This is a genomic window from Pararhizobium sp. P1_E7 (genome assembly GCF_056405855.1).
Genome location: NZ_JBFUBH010000008.1, coordinates 160,880 through 181,115, shown reverse-complemented (window position 1 = coordinate 181,115; position 20,236 = coordinate 160,880). Strand labels below are relative to the sequence as shown.

The window sequence follows — 20,236 nt, the reverse complement described above, 5'->3', positions numbered from 1 at the left end:
ACATTCTGCCCCACCGGCACGCTGTGTCAAAAATACAATATGAACCTGTGTCATGGATCAGCCGGACCGGATTAGTTGCAGGATACGGACTTGACGGCAGCAACCGGCTGTGGGCTGAGTCCGGAGCACAATTCTGGGCTGTTTTGTGAAATCTTGTGTTTTGTCGGAAGAGTATCCATGACCTCAGCATCGATTGGCAGGCCTCTCACGTCTTCATCGCAGGGCACCTTGCAGCGCCTGGCCATCATCTTGCCGCTCGTCGTGGCGCTCACTGGCTGCGGCGGCCATGCCAAGGGCGTCATGCAGCCGCTCAATCTGGCTGCCGAGCCCAAGGGCAACGCTGTCGTGGACATGCTTGTGGCAACCAGCCGGCTTCCGTCCGACGATCCGGCCACACTGTTTTCCGGTGAGCGCAGCGTCCATCCCTCGATCACGGATGTTGCCGTTTCCATTCCATCCGACACGATGCGCGCCTCAGGGACCGTGCAATGGCCCAAGAAGCTGCCGCCCAACCCGCAAACTGATTTCGCCGTTGTGCGCGTCAAGCCAGTGGAAACCATTGAGGCAGGGCATGAATGGGTGCGCGAGCATTCCAAAGGCGGCCATGCAATGGTCTTCATCCACGGCTTCAACAATACCTACGAGGATTCGGTCTTCCGCTTCGCCCAGATCGTCCATGATTCCGGCGCCGACGTGACGCCGGTGCTTTTCACCTGGCCGTCCCGCGCCAAGGTGTTCGACTACAATTACGACAAGGAAAGCACCAACTATTCGCGCACCTCGCTGGAAAACACGCTGAAGGCGCTGGTCGAGGACAAGAACATCAAGGACATCACCATCCTTGCGCATTCGATGGGAACCTGGCTGGCGATGGAATCAATCCGTCAGATGGCGATTCGCAACGGCGGCCTTCCGAAAAAGATCGAGAACGTCATCCTCGCCTCGCCCGATATCGACGTCGATGTGTTCGCGCGGCAATGGACCGAACTTGGCGCAAAGAAACCGAATTTCACCATCTTCGTCTCGCAGGACGACCGCGCTCTGGCGCTGTCGCGCTACATCTCCGGCGATGTGCAGCGGCTGGGACAGATCAATCCGGCGGAAGAACCGTACAAGACCAAGCTTGAAACTGCCGGTATCACAGTGGTCGACCTGACGAAGGTGAAATCCACCGATCGTCTCAATCACGGCAAGTTTGCAGAGAGCCCCGAGATCGTTCAACTGATCGGCCAGCGGCTTGTTACCGGCCAGACCCTGACGGATTCCGATGTCGGCATTGGCGACGGCATTACGGCAATCGTCGCCGGTACGGTAAACACCGTGGGTAAAGTCGCAGCGACCACCGTCGCTACGCCTGTCGACCTGCTTTCCGGAAACATGAAGCCACTACCGAAGAAAAAGGCCGGAGACATCGGCGGAACATTGCAGGGCGAAAAAGCTCTTCTGAACTAGGAGAGCAGCGCTTCTCACGCGCTATTTTCCGGCAAAGGCTCAGGCTAAACCCGAACATCCAGGGTAGGGCCATGACTGCGGGGACATTTGGGCGCTCTTTTGCGCAAATGTCCCCTGCCCGATTTCCGGCAAACCTGTGAGCGGATCCATCCTGCCCGGTCAGTGTTTCACCACCTCAACCAGGTTTTCGACGAGATGCACGCCGATCACCGAGGCCGCCGCTGCTTCAACGCATCCGACCTCTGCCTCGCACGAAACGTAGCCACTGAGGACAACGGTGCGCCCGACGGCCACCACCGACAAACCCGACGTATCGATCAGCGCGGAATACTGGATATAGCGCAGTACCTTGTCGGCCAGTTCGTCATCGGTCAGGTCCGAATGATCGTCCTGGTGAATATAGATCTGCTTGTGCATGGCAATTGTCCTTCCTTAGGACAACGCAAGCTTTTCCCGAATGTTCCCCCGGCCATCCTGGCGCAAACTGGCTTCAGGCTCCCGGTTGCCCATGAACGAACGCCTCGACGGCCGCGGCGATGAAATTCTGGAGGGCATCGTCCACCGGCTGTTCGCCCCGCAACACGCGGCGGCACGTCTGGATCGCAGCCCTGAGCCGTCATGAACCGGCCACCTTCCGAGAAGACCTAGTGCCGCTTCGCGGGTGCTGCGAACGACGCGGTAGCGTCCTATCCCGTCGGGTTCGAGGACGACGGGCTCAAGACACCATTTTTCAATCATTTGCCAACCTCCTTCCGCATCCTGTCCTATGAGCCTTGGGTGAAATATGCGCTCCATCACGCACTGGCGCGCCCTGGGTTGCGGCTGCCGGGCGAATGGGTCTATGGCGGACGTACATTTTGCCAAGGGGCTGCGCCTGATGTCCGATGTCTTCCTGAATGTCGTACCGATTTTCGTCCTGATCCTTCTCGGCTGGCTGATCGTGCGGATGAACTACCTGAACGCCACGGTTGGAGACGCGCTCGGAGATTTCGTCTTTCGGGTCGCCGTGCCGGTTCTTCTGTTCCGCACTATTGCCGAAGCCGACTTCAGGGAAGGCTCGCCGTGGCCGCTTTGGGCCGCCTATTTCTCCGGCGTCGCCGTGACCTGGACGCTGGGACATCTGGCAGCCACCTTGTTTTTCAAGAAAGATGCCCGCGTCGGCGTGCTGGCCGGGGTTTCGTCCGCATTTGCCAATACCGTCTTCATCGGCCTGCCGCTCGTGTCGCGCAGCGTCGGCGAGGAAGGCGTGGTGGCCTTGTCCATTCTTCTGTCGGTGCACCTGCCGGTGATGATGATCGCCGGCACGATCCTGATGGAACGTGCCGAACGCAAGACCAGCGGCAAGCCGGGACAGAGCCCGCTCAGGCTGTTAAAAGGCATTTTGCGCAATCTCGTGCGCAATCCGCTGGTCATCGGTCTGGTGCTGGGCGCGCTGGTCCATCTCGCCGGCGTGCCGCTCAGCGGCCCGGTCAAGATCGTCGTCGATCAGTTGGCCGGCGTAGCAGCCCCTGCGGCGCTTGTCTCCATCGGCATGGCAGTCGATAAATATGGCCTTGCGGGCAATACCGGTCTCGCATCGATCACCAGTGCGCTGAAATTGATTGCCCTGCCGGCAACCGTCTATGGCGCCTGCCAGCTGCTCGGCCTCAACAGCAACTGGACGGCGGCGCTGGTGCTCACCTCATCCGTGCCGACCGGCGTCAATGCCTGGCTGATCGCCAACCATTTCAATGTCGGTCACGGCCTTGCGTCATCGACAATCACCATTACGACGGCGCTTGGCGTTATCTCCGTCTCTGCCTGGGCCTATATCCTGCTGTAAAGCGGGACAACAGACACGAAAAAGCCCGGCGCATTGGCCGGGCTCTGTTCTTTCCATTGCCAATTGGGCAACGCTTTATGGAGCGGGCGCTGTCTCAGTCGCCGGCTTCGTTGCTTCGCCTTCGGCCGCAGGCTTGGCAGCCTCACCTTCCGTAGCAGGTGCCGCGGCGGCAGATGCGTCAGGCAATGCGACCGGCGCATCGGACTGTGTGCGCAGCCAGGCAATCAGGTTGGCGCGCTCTTCCGGCTTCTTGAGGCCGGCAAAGCCCATTGCGGTACCGGGAACATGCTTCTTCGGCGCTTCGACGAAGAAGCTCAGGTGATCGTAGGTCCAGGTCTTGTTGGCTTCGGCGAATGTCTTCATGCCGGCCGAATAGGCAAAGCCCTCATGCGAGGCGATCGGGCGCTCGACAACACCCCACAGGTTGGGGCCGACCTTGTTGGGCCCGCCCTTCTCCGCGGTATGACAGCTTGCGCATTTCTTGAAGACGGTGGCGCCTGCAGAGGCGTCGGCTGCTGCGAGCAGCGGCTTGATATCGACTTCGACTTCAGCGGCGGCGCCAGCGCCCGCTTCCGAAGCGCCCTCTTCGGCGATAATCGCAAAACCTTCCTTTTCGGGAACTTCCGAATGGAAGATGCCTTCCGATGCGATCGATACGGACATCAAAACAAAGACCGTACCGAGGAAGGCACCTACGCCCATGTTCACATATGAGTTCATCCGCAAATGCTCCCCTTGCAACCGGCGCGAACAAAACGCCAGCCTATCTTGAAATCGCGCGGAACCTATGTCTTTTGGCTTTGTGTTGCAACAGACATTATAAGCCCCGGTCTGAGACCTTTTGACACTTTTCCGGCGCGTTTTGAAGGCCCAAGCATGAATAGCGACAATTTCGACAAAACCCTGATTCTGATCCCTGCGCGCATGGCCTCGACGCGGCTGCCCGGCAAGCCGCTTGCCGACATCTGCGGCCTGCCGATGATCGTCCAGGTCGCCTTGCGCGCCAAGGATGCACAAGCCGGCCGGATCGTCGTGGCGGTCGATCATCAGGATGTTTTCGATGCAGTGACAGCCGCAGGCTTTGAGGCGGTGATGACCCGGGCGGATCATCAATCCGGCTCCGACCGGATCTATGAGGCTCTTTTGAAGAGCGATCCGCAGGGCAAGGCCGAAGTCATCATCAATGTCCAGGGCGATCTGCCGACCATCGAACCGGAAACCATTCGTGCGGCGCTGCGGCCATTGGAAAACGCTCAGGTCGACATTGCGACGCTGACCGTCGAGATTGAAGACGAGGACGAGAAGCTCAATCCAAACGTCGTCAAGGTCGTCGGTTCGCCGCTGTCGGAGACCCGGCTGAAGGCTCTCTATTTCACCCGCACCACCGCGCCGCATGGCAAGGGACCGCTCTACCATCACATCGGGCTCTACGCCTATCGCCGCGCCGCGCTTGAAAAATTCGTATCGCTGCCGCCTTCGACGCTGGAAAGGCGCGAATCGCTGGAGCAGTTGCGCGCGCTCGAAGCCGGCATGCGCATCGACGTGGAAATCGTCAAATCAATCCCGCTGGGGGTCGATACTCCCGCGGACCTTGAAAAAGCCCGGCGCCTACTCTCCGCCAAAGCCTGATCGGAACCTGCCATGACGACCAAGACCAACCGGATTTCCTTCCAGGGCGACTACGGCGCCAATTCCGACATGGCCTGCCGCGACATGTTTCCGGACATGGAGCCGCTGCCCTGCCAGACGTTCGAGGATGCATTCCTGGCGGTCGAGAACGGCGAGGCCGACCTGGCGATGATCCCGATCGAGAACACGATCGCTGGCCGTGTCGCCGATATCCATCACCTGCTGCCCGAATCGCGGCTGCATATCATCGGCGAATATTTCATGCCGATCCGCTTTCAGCTGATGGTGCTTCCAGGCGTTTCGCGCGACGAGATCCGCACCGTGCACAGCCATATCCACGCGCTCGGCCAGTGCCGCAAGATCGTCCGCGCCAACGGATGGAAGCCGGTGGTCGCTGGCGATACGGCGGGTGCCGCCAAGCTGGTGGCGGAAGTGGGCGACCGCTCGATGGCGGCACTTGCTCCCCGGCTGGCCGCCGATCTCTACAAGCTCGAGATCATCGCGGAGAACGTCGAGGACACGGAAAACAACGTGACGCGCTTCGTGGTTCTCTCGCGCGACCCGAAGAACATCAAGCGGCAGGCGGACACCGACGTCATTGTCACGACCTTCGTTTTCAATGTCCGCAATATCCCGGCCGCCCTCTATAAGGCGCTCGGCGGCTTTGCCACCAATGGCATCAACATGACCAAGCTGGAAAGCTATCAGCTCGGCGGCAAGTTCATCGCCACGCAGTTTTACGCCGATATCGAAGGGCATCCGGACGATGCGCATGTGCGCCAGGCGCTGGACGAGCTACGGTATTTTTCCGAAAAAGTCCGCATCCTGGGCTCCTACGCAGCCCATCCGATGCGGCTCGTTTTGTAGACAAAAACCGCACGCCACCGCATAACCCATGAGAATTCGCAGCTGGAATTCAGGGTGAAAACGTGATTGTTTGCAACAAAACCGTTTAATCTTCGCATTGCGCGCCACTGATTCGCAGCGCGCAATGCCTTCCCGGCAACGACAGGCGCCCACGAATTCATGGGCGCAACAAAGGTCGAAACATGGCAATCAGAACCCTTCTTTTCTGCTCTACCGCCGCCTTGATGGTTTCCACCGGGGCGCGCGCCGCCGACGCGATCGTCGCTGCAGAACCGGAGCCCATGGAATATGTTCGCGTCTGCGACGCGTTCGGAAAAGGTTATTTCTACATTCCCGGCACGGAAACCTGCCTGAAAATCGGCGGTTATGTCCGGTTCGATTCCAACTACGGCGAAGATCCCTATTCGGGCGAAAGCAACGGATGGGACGCATTTACCCGCGGCAACATCACGCTCGATGCACGCTCGGACACCGAATACGGTACGTTGCGCAGCTTCATCGACATACGCAGCGACGCCAATAACGTCACCGACACCAGGACCTATCTCAACGGCGCCTATATCGAGATCGGCGGTTTCCGCGCCGGTTATGCCGATTCGCGCTACGACACCTGGCTGAACTCAGCCGGCAACATCATCAACGACGATGTCGTTGACTATACCGGCGACCGGACCAACCAGGTCAGTTACGTTTATGGCGGCGATGTTGGCTTTTCGGCCTTGATCGGCCTTGAGGAGGGCTCCGGGACTTACGATACCGGATTTGGGCCGGCGCCCAGTGCGTCCTATGACGGCAGCAGCTTTCCGCACGTGATCGGCGGCGTAAGATACGCTGAAGGCTGGGGCGGCATCGCTGCGATTGCTGGCTATGACACCAAGGCGGAAGCATTCGCCGGCAAACTGCGCGTCGATGTGACGTTGAATGATCTGTTTTCGGTCTGGGTGATGGGCGGCTATCAGTCGGATTGGGACAACGACAACGGTCCTGGCGGCACCCGGCGGCTGAATTACTACGGTCCGTGGAGCGGCGACTGGGCTGCCTGGGGCGGATTTTCCGCCAAGATGAGCGAGAAGGCATCGCTGAACGGTCAGGTGGCCTACGAAGAAGACGGAACCTTCGCGGCCGCTCTCAATGTCGAATACATGGTCACGAGCATGCTGAAGGTCCAGCCGGAAATCAATTACACCGAGTTCGGCGGCGAACGCGGCACCGGCAGTGCTGTCGGCGGCATCGTTCGCCTTCAGCGCAATTTCTAAGCCGGCAACCACTTGATTCCCATCGGCGTCCGCCATCGCGGGCGCCGATTTTGTTTTATCTAGGCCAGTCCAGCCAGTCGCGCATCAGCAGATGGGCTATGGCCCCCTTCGGCGGGGTACCGAGTTCTCCTGCCGCAAGCGTCACGCCGGTATTGCGCGCCAGCATTGCAGCGGTTTCCTCCCGGTTAAACCAGCGGCAGTCTTCCAGTTCCTGCACGTCGCGGTGAATGTCGCGGGACTTTGCCTCGGCATAGCAGCCGATCATCAGCGTATGCGGCATCGGCCAGGGCTGCGTGGCGTGGTAGCGCACGCGGCCAACGCGGATGCCGGATTCCTCATGTGTTTCCCGCCGCACGGCATTTTCCATGGTCTCGCCCGGTTCCACGAAGCCTGCGAGACAGGAATACATGCCTTCCGGAAAATGCGGGCTGCGGCCAAGCAGGCAGAGGTCGCGTTCCAGATCGATCGTCAGCATGATGACGACAGGGTCGGTGCGCGGAAAAACCATGTGGCCGCAGGCCGAGCAGATGCGCCGGTAGCCGCCGGCCTTGCCTTCCATGGCCGATCCGCATTTTCCGCAGAAACGGTTGGCCGCATTCCAGGAGATCAGGCTCGAAGCCTGCGCGAACTGGCCGAGCAGTTCGTCGGGCAGCATCTGCTGGCGGTAGAGCGTGCGGCCATCGGCGAGCTTGAAGGGCTCCGGCAATGTCTCTTCGGTCAAGCCGATGGGCACAGCCAGACGCGGCTCGCCATTGGCCAGGAAACCGAGCAGAATGGCGTCGTCGAGAACCGGCTCCAGCCCCGCCAGCTCATAGGGCGCAAACAGCGGGTCGATGATTTTCTCGTCGTGCTTGACCACCAGCTTGCCGCCGGAAAAGGCAAAGACATGCGCGCCTTCCTTGCGGAAGGCGACCTCGACGCAATCGTCGGGGCGATGTTCGGATTGCCGGTCCAGGTGATTTTCGGAAAAGGCGACGAGCGTGCTCGRCTCGGGATGCGGGCTGTGCAGGTCGAAGATCGATGTCGTCATGGTCAGAGATTTTCCACTATCCGTGCTGCGAATGCCTTGCGCTCGTCATCGCTCCAGGGTTCGGCCGATCCGAAACCCCAGACAGGCCCCGGCCAGTTGGCATCACCCTCGCTGCGGGCGATGACATGAACATGAAGCTGGCGGACGATATTGCCAAGAGCGCCGACATTGATCTTCGTCGCCCCCGTCACCTTTTTCAAGGCGGCTGCGACCGTGTTCGTTTCGAACGTCAGCATGGCCTGGTCAAGCGGCGTCAGATCGAACACTTCCGACACGCCATTGCGCTGCGGGATCAGCACAAGCCAGGGCCAACGGCGGTCATTGTTGATCCGAAGCTGGCAAAGGCCGAGCGTCGAGATCAGCAATCCATCGCGTTGAAGGCGTTCATCAATCTCGAAGGCAGGCAAGCGGATCTCCCCAGGGACAGTGATTTTGTGTTTGTTTGTGCAATGATAGCAGTTTTTTGAAGGCGTGGCTTGCATTTGGTTTCGATATTGCCGATATGAGAGCCGGGAGGTTGGTGGTGGACGAGCCACTCGCCAACCGGGTCAGGTCCGGAAGGAAGCAGCCCCAACGAGCCAGGCACGGGTCATCGTGCCAGCCTCCCACCCTTTTCCTTCTGTCCTGTCTGGACACGATTTGCAGCCAAGCGGCCCCATCGTGGGGAAAAAAGGGCGATGAGCGAAGATAGCCTGATCCCGACATCCGAAAAGCCCGCCGCCTACCGCGTCCTTGCGCGCAAGTACCGGCCGAAGGATTTCTCCGATCTGATGGTCGGCCAGGAACCGATGGTGCGCACGCTCACCAATGCGTTCGAGACCGGCCGTATCGCGCAGGCCTATATGCTGACCGGCGTTCGCGGTGTCGGCAAGACCACCACCGCCCGCATCCTCGCCCGCGCGCTGAACTACAAGACAGCCGAGATCGACAAGCCGACGATCGACCTTCGCATTCCCGGCGAACATTGCCAGGCGATCATGGAAGGCCGCCATGTCGATGTCATCGAGATGGATGCCGCCTCGCATACCGGCATCGACGATATCCGCGAGATCATCGAGCAGGTGCGCTACCGCCCGGTTTCGGCGCGCTATAAAGTTTATATCATCGACGAAGTGCACATGCTCTCGACCCAGGCCTTCAACGGCCTGTTGAAGACGCTCGAAGAGCCGCCGGAACATGTGAAATTCATCTTCGCCACGACCGAAATCCGCAAGGTTCCGATCACGGTCCTGTCGCGCTGCCAGCGCTTCGACCTGCGGCGCATCGGCGCTTCTGATCTCGTCGGCCTGTTCACCACCATCCTTGGCAAGGAAGGCATTTCTGCCGATCCGGATGCCATGGCGATGATAGCACGTGCGGCCGAAGGCTCGGCGCGCGACGGCCTGTCGCTGCTCGACCAGGCGATAGCCCATGGCGGCGGCGTGGTCGAAGTGGAAGCCGTGCGCTCGATGCTCGGCCTTGCCGACCGCGCCCGCATCGTCGATCTGTTCCAGCACATCGTCAAAGGCGATGTCGCAGCCGCCCTCGATGAATTCGCCGCGCAGTATGAGGCAGGCGCCAGCCCCTCGGTCGTGCTCACCGATCTTGCCGATTTCACCCATCTGGTCACCCGGCTGAAATATGTGCCCGATGCCGTGGGCGACCAGTCGCTGAGCGAGATCGAGCGGACCCGTGGTGCCGAGTTCTCCTCCAGCATCGCCGTGACCACGCTGTCGCGCATCTGGCAGATGCTGTTGAAGGGCATTCCCGAAACGGAAAGTTCGTCGCGCCCGGCCGGTGCGGCCGAAATGGTGCTGATCCGGCTTGCCCATGCCGCCCACCTTCCCTCGCCGGAAGATGCCGCCCGGCGTTTGCTTGAACTCTCCAGCGGCGACGCCCCGCGCCAGCCTGCCGCCCCGAACGGCGGCAATGGCAGCGGCGCGCAGGCATCCATGGGCGCCACGATCCAGGCGCGCGGCAGTGACATGCCGCCGGCGCAACGGGCGACCGGAAACGGCGCGACCATGCTGCGCGCCGTGCCGGACGCAGCACCGCCACAGGTCATGCCTGTCGGCCGGATCGAGGAACGGCCCGCAGAAGCACCGGTTGCAAAAGCCGAACCCAAGGTTCCGCTGCGCTCGGTCAGCGATATCGCCGACCTCTGCGGCACCAACCGTGATATCAAATTGAAGACGCTGGTGCGCGGTTTCGTCCGGCTGGTGAACCTGGAGCCCGGACGGCTGGAAATCAACCTGCCGGAAGACGCGCCGAAAACGCTGGTTGCCGAATTGCAGAAGAAGCTCGAAGACTGGACCGGCATCCGTTGGATGGTGATCCTCAGCCGCGAGCCGGGAGCACCGACGCTGCTCGAAGCCGAAACGCAGGCGCAGGAAAAGCGCGTCAGCGATGCCCGCCAGGATCCCGACGTTGCCGCCATTCTCGCCAAATTCCCGGGCGCCAAGATTACGGACGTCAGGATCAAGGGACCGGAGCCGGAAGAGGAAGGCGAAGCGCCCGCCGTGGCGGCTGCCGAATCCGAAGAGGGCGACATCCTTCCCGGCGACGATATAGAGCATTAAATTCCAAGTACGACCACGAGATACACACAGGAGATGACGATGCGCGACATCATGGGCATGATGGGCAAGGTCAAGGAAATGCAGGCCAAGATGGAGAAGATGCAGGAAGAGATTTCTGCGCTCGAAGTCGATGGCGCCTCCGGCGGCGGCCTGGTCACCGTGCGCATGGACGGCAAAGGCAACCTCAAGGGCATCAAGATCGACCCGTCCTTGTTCAAGGAAGACGATGTCGAAATCCTCGAGGACCTGATCGTCGCCGCCCACAAGGACGGCAAGGACAAGGCCGAAGCCATCACCGCCGAAAAGACCAAGGCACTGACCGCCGGCCTGCCGATCCCGCCCGGCATGAAGCTGCCTTTCTAAAGAAGGCAGGTGCTGGCGGGACCTGAAGGTTCCCGCCAGTTCGAGCAAAGACCAATTGGCAGGTTAAGCCCCGCCGGAGATGCGGACCTTGCGGGCCCAGCGCGGGCACGACCTCGGGGCGCCGCGCAGAACGACACCCCCAGAAGCGCTATCTCCAAGGCACCGGCCCAGCCGGTTGAACCGTCTGTGAATTCGAAGGCAGCACATTTGCCGCCGCCGGCATTTTCGACGGTTTCTTTTCAGCGATTCCGTTCCCCGGTGATATGGAGTAGAAACGCCGCATGGCAAAGCGAGTCACCGGCCCCGAAATTGAAAAACTCATCCAGCTCCTGGCGAAGGTGCCCGGGCTCGGGCCGCGTTCGGCCCGGCGCGCCGCCCTTCACCTGGTCAAGAAGAAGGACCAGCTGCTCGGCCCTCTGGCCGAGGCCATGGGCGAAGCGCACCGCAAGGTCCGCATCTGCTCCTGCTGCGGCAATGTCGATACGATCGACCCCTGCAGCGTCTGCTCCGACGACCGGCGCGACAATTCCGTGATCATTGTCGTCGAAGACGTTTCCGATCTCTGGGCGCTTGAGCGGGCGAGCGCGATGAACACGGCCTATCACGTGCTCGGCGGCACACTGTCGCCGCTCGATGGCGTCGGACCTGACGATCTCAATATCAAAGGTCTGGTCGAGCGCGTGGCAAAGGGCGGCGTGCGCGAACTGATCATCGCGGTCAACGCCACCGTCGAGGGCCAGACGACCGCGCACTACATCACCGACCAGCTGGACGGGCTGGGCGTCAAGATCACCCGGCTGGCACACGGCGTTCCCGTGGGTGGCGAGCTGGACTATCTGGACGAGGGCACGCTGACGGCGGCGCTGAGGGCGAGGACGGCGATTTGAGGAAAGCTATGCGCATACCGTTGCTTACCCCCCTCTGTCACTTCGTGACATCTCCCCCACAAGGGGGGAGATCAGCCACGGCACTCTCGCGCATCAAAAGCGAAATAACCGATTTTTTGAGAGATCGGCTGGGGAAAGGAATAATCTCCCCCCTTGTGGGGGAGATGTCGGCCTTGCCGACAGAGGGGGGTAAAGCACGGCATATTCTGGCAGCAATGGTCGCTGCAATTGTCTCGCTGATGCCGCTGCCGGTCCTCGCCGCCTCCAAGGCCGACACCGAGGCGCAGTTCCGTCAATGGCTGCAGAGCGACCTCTGGCCTGAGGCGCAGAAATCCGGCATTTCGGCCGCTGCCTTCAAGGCTGCCTTTGCCGATGTGAAACTCAACTGGGACCTGCCGGACCTCGTTCCGCCAGGCACCAAGCCGCCGGGCGAACAGAAGCAAAGTCAGGCGGAGTTTTCTTCGCCCGGAGCCTATTTCTCCGAAAAGCGCCTGCAGGGCCTGGCAGCGACCGGCAGCAGCCTTGCCAAGGAAAATGCCGCGACACTACGCCGGATCGAGAAGACTTACGGCGTACCGGGACCGATCATCCTTGCCATCTGGGGCCGTGAATCCGGCTTCGGCCGGGCGAAAATCCCACATCCGATCATGGACGTACTCGCCACCAAAGCCTTCATGTCGACGCGTGGCGATCTTTTCCGGCGCGAGCTGATCGCAGCCCTCCATATTCTCGATAGCGGCGACGTGCGCGAGGCCGAGATGAAGGGCTCCTGGGCCGGCGCCATGGGCCAGCCGCAGTTCCTGCCGACCAGCTTTCTGAAATACGCCGTCGATTTCGATGGCGACGGGCGCCGCGACATCTGGAAATCGACGCCCGATACGCTCGCTTCGATCGCCAATTATCTGGCAAAAAAAGGCTGGCAGCGGGGCCGCGACTGGGGCTTTGAGGTTAGCATCCCGGCCAATGTCTCCTGCGCGCAGGAAGGCCCTGACCTTGCCAAACCGATTGGGCAATGGGCTGCCACCGGCATTGCGCGGGTATCCGGCAAGGCGTTTCCATCAGGCGAAGCCAAGGCCGATGGCATGATGCTGGTGCCGGCCGGCCGCCATGGTCCCGAATTCATCGTCACGCCGAATTTCTACGTCATCAAGGAATATAACAATTCCGACCTCTATGCCCTCTTCATCGGCAATCTCGCAGACCGGATTTCATCCGGCGGCGGCGCCTTCAAGGGAGAGTTCGGCAATGTCGGCAAGATGCTGCGTTCCGACGTCTTGAAGATGCAGAAGACGCTGGAGAGCCAAGGCTATGACATCGGCAAGGCGGACGGCCTGCCCGGCTTCAAGACCCGCCGCTCGATCGGCCGCTGGCAGACGGAGCACGGCCTGTCTGCGACCTGCTATCCGCAGGAAAGCCTGATGGGGAAATTCTGAGCAACCCAGCAAAGGTTTTGCGTCCGGACCTTGCTAAAGCGTATCGCGATCTTTCAGATTCGCGTATCGCGCTTTAGGTCTTTGATCTTACGCATGCCGTTATCGAAAAACCGCTGCACACTTTTGCGCGACATCGTGCGCGCCAATCTTGCTTTCGACAAAAGGGCAGGCTGGATGCCATCGACGTGGCTGCCCGCGAACGCGGCCTGACACGTTCGGCCTTTCTTGCCAGCGCCCGTAAGGAAATCGAAGCCGTCTGATCTCGGTGATAGAGACTTGGCATGAAGCGTCAGGCGGCCCACCAGACCGCCAGCAACACGGCCAAAACCACAACAGCGAAGATGCCGAACATCGTCATCTGCTTGCGGGCTTGCCCGAGCACCGCGCGGTCAACCGGCGCGCGGCCGGTCTGGAAGGCCAGGGGCACCTCCGAGGCACCGATCTCGCCTTCACCGCTCTTGATATCTTTGACGATGACTTCTGCGACGCCCTCGGTGACGGGCGGGCGATGTCCGGATCCATGAAGCATCGGCATACTCCACTTGCGCGCCGACATGGGCGCAGCTGCGAGAGCCTGAGCGTGTACCCGTTTCGTCAAGAAAGCAATTGCAAAAGCAAGCGCCTCAGCGCTTGCCCCAGAGCACCTTGAACCGCGCATTGCGGCAGGTCTCGCCCCATTCCTTGAAGGTTTCCGTCATCACCGTTTCATAGGCCAGGCCGCGATTGGCGACCAGCATCAGCCGCCCGCCGATCTTCAGCGCCTTGGCAGCCGCCTTGATCATCGAAGCACCCAGTGCCGGATCGGCAGCCTGCGTCTCGTGGAACGGCGGGTTCATGACGATCAGGTCGTATTTGTCGCGGGTTTCTTCCGACGTCAGGTCCTGCCAGAAGAAACGGGTGGGCACGTTCGGGCAATTGGCCTTCAGGTTCGCCCGGGCGGCTTCGAGGGAATGATAATCGGCCTCGAACAGGTCGATGCCCTTCAGGTTCGGCGCCTTCTCGGCCAGCATCACCGACAGATAACCCCAGCCGGCGCCGAAATCGGCGGCATGGCCCTTGAAATCGTCGGGAAGGCGCGAGGCCAGGAGTTCGGAGCCGGCATCGATCCGCTCATGCGAGAACATGCCAGGCGCTGCATCGAACCGGCCCTCGACGCGAACCGGCTTCTTGGAAAATTTGACGATGACGTCGCTTGCGTCTTCCGGACGGCCGAACCAGAAGGCGATGCCATGATATTTCGGCAGGCTGTCGCCGCCCCAGCCGAGCTGGTTGACGCGCTTGCGCAACGACTGGATGCCGTCGTCCTTGCCGCCGGCGACAACGATCAGGCCGCCGACCTTGACGCGCTTCAACGCTTCGGCGATCCGGTCCTCGTTCTCGCCCTTGTGCTTGCCGCAGAGGATCAGGGCCGCATCGTAGTCCTCGCCCTCGGCAAACGGTGTCACCGGTGCCCTTGCGGCTTCCAGGGCCTTGTACAGCGGCCTTGCGGCCTGCACGGCGGCAATCGAACCTGAAAACTCCGCCGGCAGCCGGTAGCCTGCTTCGGCTCCCAGAAACAGCACACGCTCGCCTTCGCCGGGTGCGGGAACAACGCCGGTCTCGAAAGGATGGAAAAGGGTCTTCAGCGTGTCGCGGCTCATGGTCGAGGTCCTTGGGCTTGTCGGGGAACTTGGAAAGCGGCTTCCCAAAAAGACAAACGATAATAAAGGGCGGTAACAAAGGGAATGAGAGACGTCGGGTTCAGACGGCTTTCACGGAAAATAAGAAAGGGCGCGGAACGATCCGCTCCGCGCCCGTGGTCTCTCAAACGGCCGAGCGCTTATTCAGCGGCTTCGCCGTCAGCCTTGGCAACTTCCTTGCCGGTTGCCTGGTCGACAACCTTCATGGAGAGGCGAACCTTGCCGCGCTCGTCGAAGCCCATCAGCTTGACCCAAACCTTGTCGCCTTCCTTGACGACGTCGGAGGTCTTGGCAACGCGCTCGGAAGCGAGCTGCGAGATGTGCACGAGGCCGTCACGCGGGCCGAAGAAGTTGACGAAAGCGCCGAAGTCGGCGGTCTTGACAACCGTGCCTTCATAGATCTGGCCGACTTCCGGTTCTGCAACGATCGAGTGGATCCACTTGCGGGCCGCTTCGATTTCCTTGGCAGAGGACGAAGCGATCTTGATCGTGCCGTCGTCTTCGATGTTGACCTTGGCGCCGGTCTTTTCGACGATTTCGCGGATGACCTTGCCGCCCGAACCGATGACTTCACGGATCTTGTCGACCGGGATGTTCATGACTTCGATGCGCGGGGCGAATTCGCCGAGCTGGCTGCGGCCTTCGGTGATGGCGTTGGCCATCTCGCCGAGGATGTGCTTGCGGCCGCCCTGCGCCTGGCTGAGCGCGACCTTCATGATCTCTTCGGTGATACCGGCGATCTTGATGTCCATCTGCAGCGAGGTGATGCCGTCGGCGGTGCCGGCGACCTTGAAGTCCATGTCGCCGAGATGATCTTCGTCGCCGAGGATGTCGGAGAGAACGGCGAAGCGTTCACCTTCGAGGATCAGGCCCATGGCGATACCGGCAACCGGCTTGGCCAGCGGAACGCCGGCATCCATCAGTGCGAGCGAGGTGCCGCAGACGGTTGCCATCGAGGACGAGCCGTTCGACTCGGTGATCTCGGAAACGACGCGCAGCGTGTAGGGGAACTGGTCGGCAGACGGCAGCATCGGACGGATGGCGCGCCATGCGAGCTTGCCATGGCCGATTTCGCGGCGGCCCGGAGAGCCCATGCGACCCGTTTCACCGACCGAATAGGGCGGGAAGTTGTAGTGCAGCAGGAACTTTTCCTTGTACATGCCGGTCAGGCTGTCGACGTACTGTTCGTCTTCGCCGGTGCCGAGCGTGGCAACGACGATCGCCTGCGTTTCGCCGCGGGTGAACAGCGCCGAACCGTGGGTGCGCGGCAGGATGCCGACTTCGGAAACGATGGCGCGAACGGTCTCGAGATCACGGCCGTCGATGCGGCTCTTGGTGTCGAGGATGTTCCAGCGAACGATCTTGGCCTGCAGGTGCTTGAAGACGGCGCCGATGACTTCGGCGGTGTACTTCGGCTCAACGCCTTCCGGGAAGAAGTGGGCCTTGACCTTTGCCTTGACCGCGTCGACGGCAGCATAGCGATCAGCCTTCTGGGTGATCTTGTAGGCGGCGCGCAGTTCGGTTTCGGCGATACCGAGCATTTCGGCTTCGAGTTCGGAATGATCTTCCGGGGTAAAGTCGCGCGGTTCCTTGGCGGCGACTTCAGCGAGCTTGATGATCGCGTCGATGACCGGCTGGAAACCCTTGTGACCGAACATGACGGCGCCGAGCATGACGTCTTCGTTCAGTTCCTTGGCTTCCGATTCAACCATCAGGACGGCGTCGTGGGTGCCGGCGACGACGAGGTCGAGGATCGATTCGTCCATCTCGTCGAGATGCGGGTTCAGAACATATTCACCGTTGATGTAGCCGACGCGTGCGCCGCCGACCGGGCCCATGAAGGGAACGCCGGAGATCGTCAGGGCAGCCGAAGCAGCAACCATCGACAGGACGTCCGGATCGTTTTCCAAGTCGTGCTGGACGACGGTGACGACGACCTGCGTGTCGTTCTTGTAGCCTTCCGGGAACAGCGGGCGGATCGGACGGTCGATCAGGCGGGAAACCAGCGTTTCCTTTTCCGACGGACGGCCTTCGCGCTTGAAATAGCCGCCCGGGATCTTGCCGGCAGCATAGGTCTTTTCCTGGTAGTTGACGGTCAGCGGGAAGAAATCCTGGCCCGGCTTCGGCGCCTTGGCCGAAACGACGGTGGCCAGAACGACGGTTTCGCCGTAGGTGGCGAGAACGGCGCCGTCAGCCTGACGGGCGATCTTGCCGGTTTCGAGCTTGAGCGGGCGGCCTGCCCATTCAATTTCGACTGTGTGGGTATCGAACATGTTTTGTCCTTCGTGTGCGGCAATGCCGCGCCGCAGCCAGTGTGGCGCGGGCGGCAGTGTTTTCGCTGATATGACACATCACGGGCAAGACAGCGGGAGGCTTCCAAAATCGGCCGGCGCGCGTTCCGCTCCCTTAAAGCCTGAAGCTCCGGGTGCGTGGAAAACGCGCAAGCGCCGAAGCATCCTGCAATCCTGCCCCATGACAGGTCATCGGTTGGTTCCGCAGAGCCGGCCCATCCGGTCTGCTGGGTGTCCGCTTCCAACGGCGCCGTTTCGGCTTGGCTGGAGACGCAAACGCGGGATCTCCCCCGCAAAAAACAAACCGGCGGGCCCCGTGTTGACGGGTCCCGCCGGTGTAAGGCTTAGCGGCGAATGCCGAGAGCAGTGATCAGCTTGGTGTACCGTGCCTCTTCCTTGCCCTTGACATAGTCAAGAAGCGAACGGCGGGTGGAAACCATTGCCAGAAGGCCACGACGCGAGTGGTTGTCCTTCTTGTGACCCTTGAAGTGTTCGGTCAGATTGTTGATCCGCTCGGTGAGGATCGCAACCTGGACTTCCGGAGAACCGGTGTCGCCTTCGACGATTGCGTATTCCTTGATAAGCGCAGCCTTGCGCTCTGCAGTGATCGACATCGTGTCATCCTTTCAATGTTTAGGATTTCGGGTCGCCAGCAGCCGGGATGTCGTCTAGCTGCGGCCATGAAGGCAAAAGTCCGCGAAGAGCGGGGTCTGATGCTGGCGCTGCCTATAAACCATCCGGCATTAAAAAGAAAGAGGGCGGATAAAGGCGCCGCAATGGCTCAACACGCCATCATTGCGGCGGGGTGCGCGGGTGCATCGGGGCAGATTTTGTGTTGTCATCCGCCATCGTGCAATCGAGATAGGCGGCGAAAACCCAGCCGAGCACCTTGCCATCAGCGGCGACCTTCACCCATCGCTTGGCGCCAAGTGCGCGCTCATCGAGGATCTCGACGAGCGCGCCGTTGTCGAGAATGGACAGGACACGGCCCTGGGGGCCGGATCGCACATTCAGCGGCGTTCCCGTCGGGTCGGCAACGACGCAATCCGCGCCAAGGGCCGCGCCTGCGGTCGCCGTGAGAGCCGCTGCAACGGCAAGGGCGGCCAATCCGGTACTTTTTCGCGGCATCGGCATTCCTTTCAGTCAAAGTAACCTGTCAAATAAGGCAACCCGTGACGGCGCGCAAAGCGCGTCTAGGGTTGAACCGAGAGATCGGCGCTCAGCTTTTCATCCGGGATTTTGACGCGCCATTCGATCCCGTCGTCGTGCATGATCCGCTCCAGCTTGGCATCCAGCGCCATGCCGAGCATGCGTTCCAGCACCATGGTGCCGAAGCCTTTTCGCACGCTGTCACTATCCGCCGCAGCAATGTCGGCACCCTTTTCTCTCCAGACGAACTCAAACGTGCCATCGGAGACAGACCATTTGAGGTCGATCACACCGCCACTGTTGGCAAGCGCTCCATACTTCGTCGCATTGGTGGCAAGTTCGTGCAGGGCCATGCCGAGCGTCTGCGACACCTGCGCATCCAGCCGCACCGGCGGTCCCGACAGATGAACCCTCCCCGGATCGTCGGGCGTGAACGGCTGCAGCTGGTTTTGCGCCAGTTCGCGAAAATCCACGCCCAGTGCGGCATTGGCGATCATCAGATCGGTCGAGCGGGCAAGGCCGGCGATACGCTTGCGGAAGGTTTCGGCGAAATCCACACGGCTTTCGGCCGCGTTGAGCGACTGGTTGAGCATCGACTGGATAACGGTCAGCTGGTTCTTCGAGCGGTGCGCCACTTCGCGCATCAGGAAGCGGATTTCGTTTTCGGCCTTTCTGCGCGCCTGCGCGGCTTCCGCGAGAGCGGAGGACACGGTCTCGATCTCGACGATCATATGTTTGCGCGGCGCAATCGGCCGGCCCGCCCCCAGCAGATGGGCATCACGGGCAAGTACCTTGACGCCTTGCGTCAGAAGCCCCGCGATGGTGGCGGATCCGGCTATGGCTATGCCGGCAAAGAGAAGCCCGCCCAACGACAACCAGAGATAGGACCACAGCACAGGCGCATCAACATCAGCGTTCTTCGCCCATGCAACGGTCTTCCAGCCGGTCAGCACCGAAAATTCGGTGACCGTGCGATATTCTATTCCATCGTGGACCGCCTCGCCGACACCGACACGCAAGGCCGGCACGATCTCCATGAAAAACGGCTTGCCGACCGAAAGCGCCGGATCGGAAGAGGCGACCACGTTGCCGGCGCTATCCAGCAGCGCCGCATTCCAGCCGGGCGACAGCACATCGCGGTTGACCGCCTTCGACATGCTTTCGGCGTTACGCGTGAGGGTCAAAAGATAGTCATTGTTGCCAAGGGGTGTGGTGATGGGCAAATAGACGTTAAAGACCCATTTCTGCGCGGTCTTTCCGAAGAAAACATCTGAAATATATGGCCCGCCGCTTCGGAATGCCCGATCGACCGAGGCCGGATCGGATGCCTTGCCCAGCGGGCTGCCAAACGGGACGCGGGTGTTGAAAAGCTGGTTATATCCTCGGTCGATCACCAGCAGGTTTGAGTCCGTATCGGCAAGCGATGAACGCGCGCGGTCATAAAATTGATCGAGTTTGTTGCCGTCATTCGCGCCAGCAGCAGACAGCACCTTGAGCATGGTCAGCATACCGTCGATCTCACGCTCGACCAGGCGGGTGACCGAGCCGGTCGATGCCTTGAGCAGCGCGGTCACAACACGCTCCTGCTCGTCGGCGCTGCGCTTCAGGATGATCATCGAAAACACGAAGGACGGAACGATTGCAACGAGCAGCAGCACGGTCAGATAAAATGACAGGGGGCGTCTCAATCGGGAACGCAGAAGCGTCCCCCAAGGATCACGCGGCGCACCCTTTCTATCCAGTCCGTCACTCAATCGTCCATCACCCAAAGCCCCATACCCGATGATCGGCAATGCGCCGATTTCGATTCGTGTCACACG

General features: G+C 60.9%; 20 protein-coding genes and 1 other RNA gene. 10 read left to right on the top strand and 11 right to left on the bottom strand.

Translation table 11 applies throughout. The features are described 5' to 3' along the window. The first annotated feature begins 177 nt into the window (after nucleotides 1-177). Nucleotides 178-1,452 (top strand): alpha/beta hydrolase, encoded by a 1,275-nt coding sequence (locus AC1D17_RS12020; RefSeq protein WP_477565634.1) that lies wholly within the window; start codon nucleotides 178-180, stop codon nucleotides 1,450-1,452. A gap of 159 nt (nucleotides 1,453-1,611) precedes the next feature. Here the strand turns inward: AC1D17_RS12020 and AC1D17_RS12015 are convergent, their stop codons facing one another. Both AC1D17_RS12015 and AC1D17_RS12010 read right to left on the bottom strand, forming a co-directional pair. Next, the gene (locus AC1D17_RS12015; RefSeq protein WP_477565633.1) at nucleotides 1,612-1,869 is read right to left on the bottom strand and encodes a BON domain-containing protein; all 258 of its coding nucleotides are present in this window, start codon (nucleotides 1,867-1,869) and stop codon (nucleotides 1,612-1,614) included. 73 nt (nucleotides 1,870-1,942) lie between these two features. Then, the gene (locus tag AC1D17_RS12010) at nucleotides 1,943-2,035 is read right to left on the bottom strand and encodes a hypothetical protein (RefSeq protein ID WP_477565632.1); all 93 of its coding nucleotides are present in this window, start codon (nucleotides 2,033-2,035) and stop codon (nucleotides 1,943-1,945) included. Nucleotides 2,036-2,329: 294 nt separating this feature from the next. Here AC1D17_RS12010 and AC1D17_RS12005 point away from each other — a divergent pair, with 294 nt between their 5' ends. Next, on the top strand, nucleotides 2,330-3,274 hold the full coding sequence (locus AC1D17_RS12005; RefSeq protein ID WP_477565668.1) for an AEC family transporter: 945 nt from the start codon (nucleotides 2,330-2,332) through the stop codon (nucleotides 3,272-3,274). A gap of 75 nt (nucleotides 3,275-3,349) precedes the next feature. On the opposite strand, the gene AC1D17_RS12000 is transcribed toward AC1D17_RS12005, so the two are convergent. Continuing rightward, the gene (locus AC1D17_RS12000) at nucleotides 3,350-3,994 is read right to left on the bottom strand and encodes a c-type cytochrome (protein ID WP_477565631.1); all 645 of its coding nucleotides are present in this window, start codon (nucleotides 3,992-3,994) and stop codon (nucleotides 3,350-3,352) included. Between the two features lie 156 nt (nucleotides 3,995-4,150). Here AC1D17_RS12000 and AC1D17_RS11995 point away from each other — a divergent pair, with 156 nt between their 5' ends. The 3 genes from AC1D17_RS11995 to AC1D17_RS11985 all read left to right on the top strand — a co-directional run bounded on the left by AC1D17_RS11995 (nucleotide 4,151) and on the right by AC1D17_RS11985 (nucleotide 7,026). After that, nucleotides 4,151-4,903 (top strand): 3-deoxy-manno-octulosonate cytidylyltransferase, encoded by a 753-nt coding sequence (locus AC1D17_RS11995; protein ID WP_477565630.1) that lies wholly within the window; start codon nucleotides 4,151-4,153, stop codon nucleotides 4,901-4,903. Nucleotides 4,904-4,915: 12 nt separating this feature from the next. Then, on the top strand, nucleotides 4,916-5,770 hold the full coding sequence (locus tag AC1D17_RS11990; protein WP_477565629.1) for a prephenate dehydratase: 855 nt from the start codon (nucleotides 4,916-4,918) through the stop codon (nucleotides 5,768-5,770). Nucleotides 5,771-5,952: 182 nt separating this feature from the next. Continuing rightward, nucleotides 5,953-7,026: a porin gene (locus tag AC1D17_RS11985; RefSeq protein ID WP_477565628.1), complete on the top strand. Its 1,074-nt coding sequence runs from the start codon at nucleotides 5,953-5,955 to the stop codon at nucleotides 7,024-7,026. 55 nt (nucleotides 7,027-7,081) lie between these two features. Here the strand turns inward: AC1D17_RS11985 and nudC are convergent, their stop codons facing one another. Both nudC and AC1D17_RS11975 read right to left on the bottom strand, forming a co-directional pair. After that, nucleotides 7,082-8,056, bottom strand: a complete 975-nt coding sequence (gene nudC / locus AC1D17_RS11980) for an NAD(+) diphosphatase (RefSeq protein ID WP_477565627.1) — start codon at nucleotides 8,054-8,056, stop codon at nucleotides 7,082-7,084. Between the two features lie 2 nt (nucleotides 8,057-8,058). Further along, nucleotides 8,059-8,463, bottom strand: coding sequence for an HIT domain-containing protein (locus tag AC1D17_RS11975; RefSeq protein ID WP_264220927.1), 405 nt, complete (start codon nucleotides 8,461-8,463; stop codon nucleotides 8,059-8,061). Nucleotides 8,464-8,568: 105 nt separating this feature from the next. Between AC1D17_RS11975 and ffs the strand changes: the two genes are divergently transcribed. The 5 genes from ffs (at nucleotide 8,569) to AC1D17_RS11950 (ending at nucleotide 13,297) form a co-directional block, all read left to right on the top strand. Next, nucleotides 8,569-8,665: signal recognition particle sRNA small type (gene ffs / locus AC1D17_RS11970), an RNA gene on the top strand. Nucleotides 8,666-8,733: 68 nt separating this feature from the next. After that, complete coding sequence (locus AC1D17_RS11965; RefSeq protein WP_477565626.1) at nucleotides 8,734-10,614, top strand: DNA polymerase III subunit gamma/tau; 1,881 nt, start codon at nucleotides 8,734-8,736, stop codon at nucleotides 10,612-10,614. Between the two features lie 39 nt (nucleotides 10,615-10,653). Further along, nucleotides 10,654-10,977 carry a YbaB/EbfC family nucleoid-associated protein gene (locus AC1D17_RS11960; RefSeq protein ID WP_477565625.1) on the top strand — a complete coding sequence of 108 codons (324 nt, stop codon included), beginning with the start codon at nucleotides 10,654-10,656 and terminating at the stop codon, nucleotides 10,975-10,977. A 281-nt stretch (nucleotides 10,978-11,258) separates the two neighbouring features. Beyond that, entirely contained in the window at nucleotides 11,259-11,864 is a 606-nt protein-coding gene (recR, locus tag AC1D17_RS11955) for a recombination mediator RecR (protein WP_477565624.1), read from the top strand. A gap of 215 nt (nucleotides 11,865-12,079) precedes the next feature. After that, nucleotides 12,080-13,297 carry a lytic murein transglycosylase gene (locus AC1D17_RS11950; RefSeq protein WP_477565667.1) on the top strand — a complete coding sequence of 406 codons (1,218 nt, stop codon included), beginning with the start codon at nucleotides 12,080-12,082 and terminating at the stop codon, nucleotides 13,295-13,297. A 289-nt stretch (nucleotides 13,298-13,586) separates the two neighbouring features. Here the strand turns inward: AC1D17_RS11950 and AC1D17_RS11945 are convergent, their stop codons facing one another. From AC1D17_RS11945 to AC1D17_RS11920, 6 genes are all read right to left on the bottom strand, one after another. Next, a complete protein-coding gene (locus tag AC1D17_RS11945) occupies nucleotides 13,587-13,826 on the bottom strand; it encodes a hypothetical protein (protein WP_477565623.1) in 240 nt (79 codons plus the stop codon). Nucleotides 13,827-13,920: 94 nt separating this feature from the next. Further along, entirely contained in the window at nucleotides 13,921-14,937 is a 1,017-nt protein-coding gene (locus AC1D17_RS11940) for a class I SAM-dependent methyltransferase (RefSeq protein WP_477565622.1), read from the bottom strand. 179 nt (nucleotides 14,938-15,116) lie between these two features. Then, the gene (gene pnp, locus AC1D17_RS11935; protein ID WP_264223008.1) at nucleotides 15,117-17,249 is read right to left on the bottom strand and encodes a polyribonucleotide nucleotidyltransferase; all 2,133 of its coding nucleotides are present in this window, start codon (nucleotides 17,247-17,249) and stop codon (nucleotides 15,117-15,119) included. Nucleotides 17,250-17,611: 362 nt separating this feature from the next. Then, nucleotides 17,612-17,881, bottom strand: coding sequence for a 30S ribosomal protein S15 (rpsO, locus tag AC1D17_RS11930; RefSeq protein ID WP_037103961.1), 270 nt, complete (start codon nucleotides 17,879-17,881; stop codon nucleotides 17,612-17,614). 178 nt (nucleotides 17,882-18,059) lie between these two features. Next, on the bottom strand, nucleotides 18,060-18,395 hold the full coding sequence (locus tag AC1D17_RS11925) for an SH3 domain-containing protein (RefSeq protein WP_477565621.1): 336 nt from the start codon (nucleotides 18,393-18,395) through the stop codon (nucleotides 18,060-18,062). Between the two features lie 65 nt (nucleotides 18,396-18,460). Beyond that, nucleotides 18,461-20,170, bottom strand: a complete 1,710-nt coding sequence (locus AC1D17_RS11920) for a sensor histidine kinase (protein ID WP_477565666.1) — start codon at nucleotides 20,168-20,170, stop codon at nucleotides 18,461-18,463. Nucleotides 20,171-20,236: the final 66 nt, after the last annotated feature.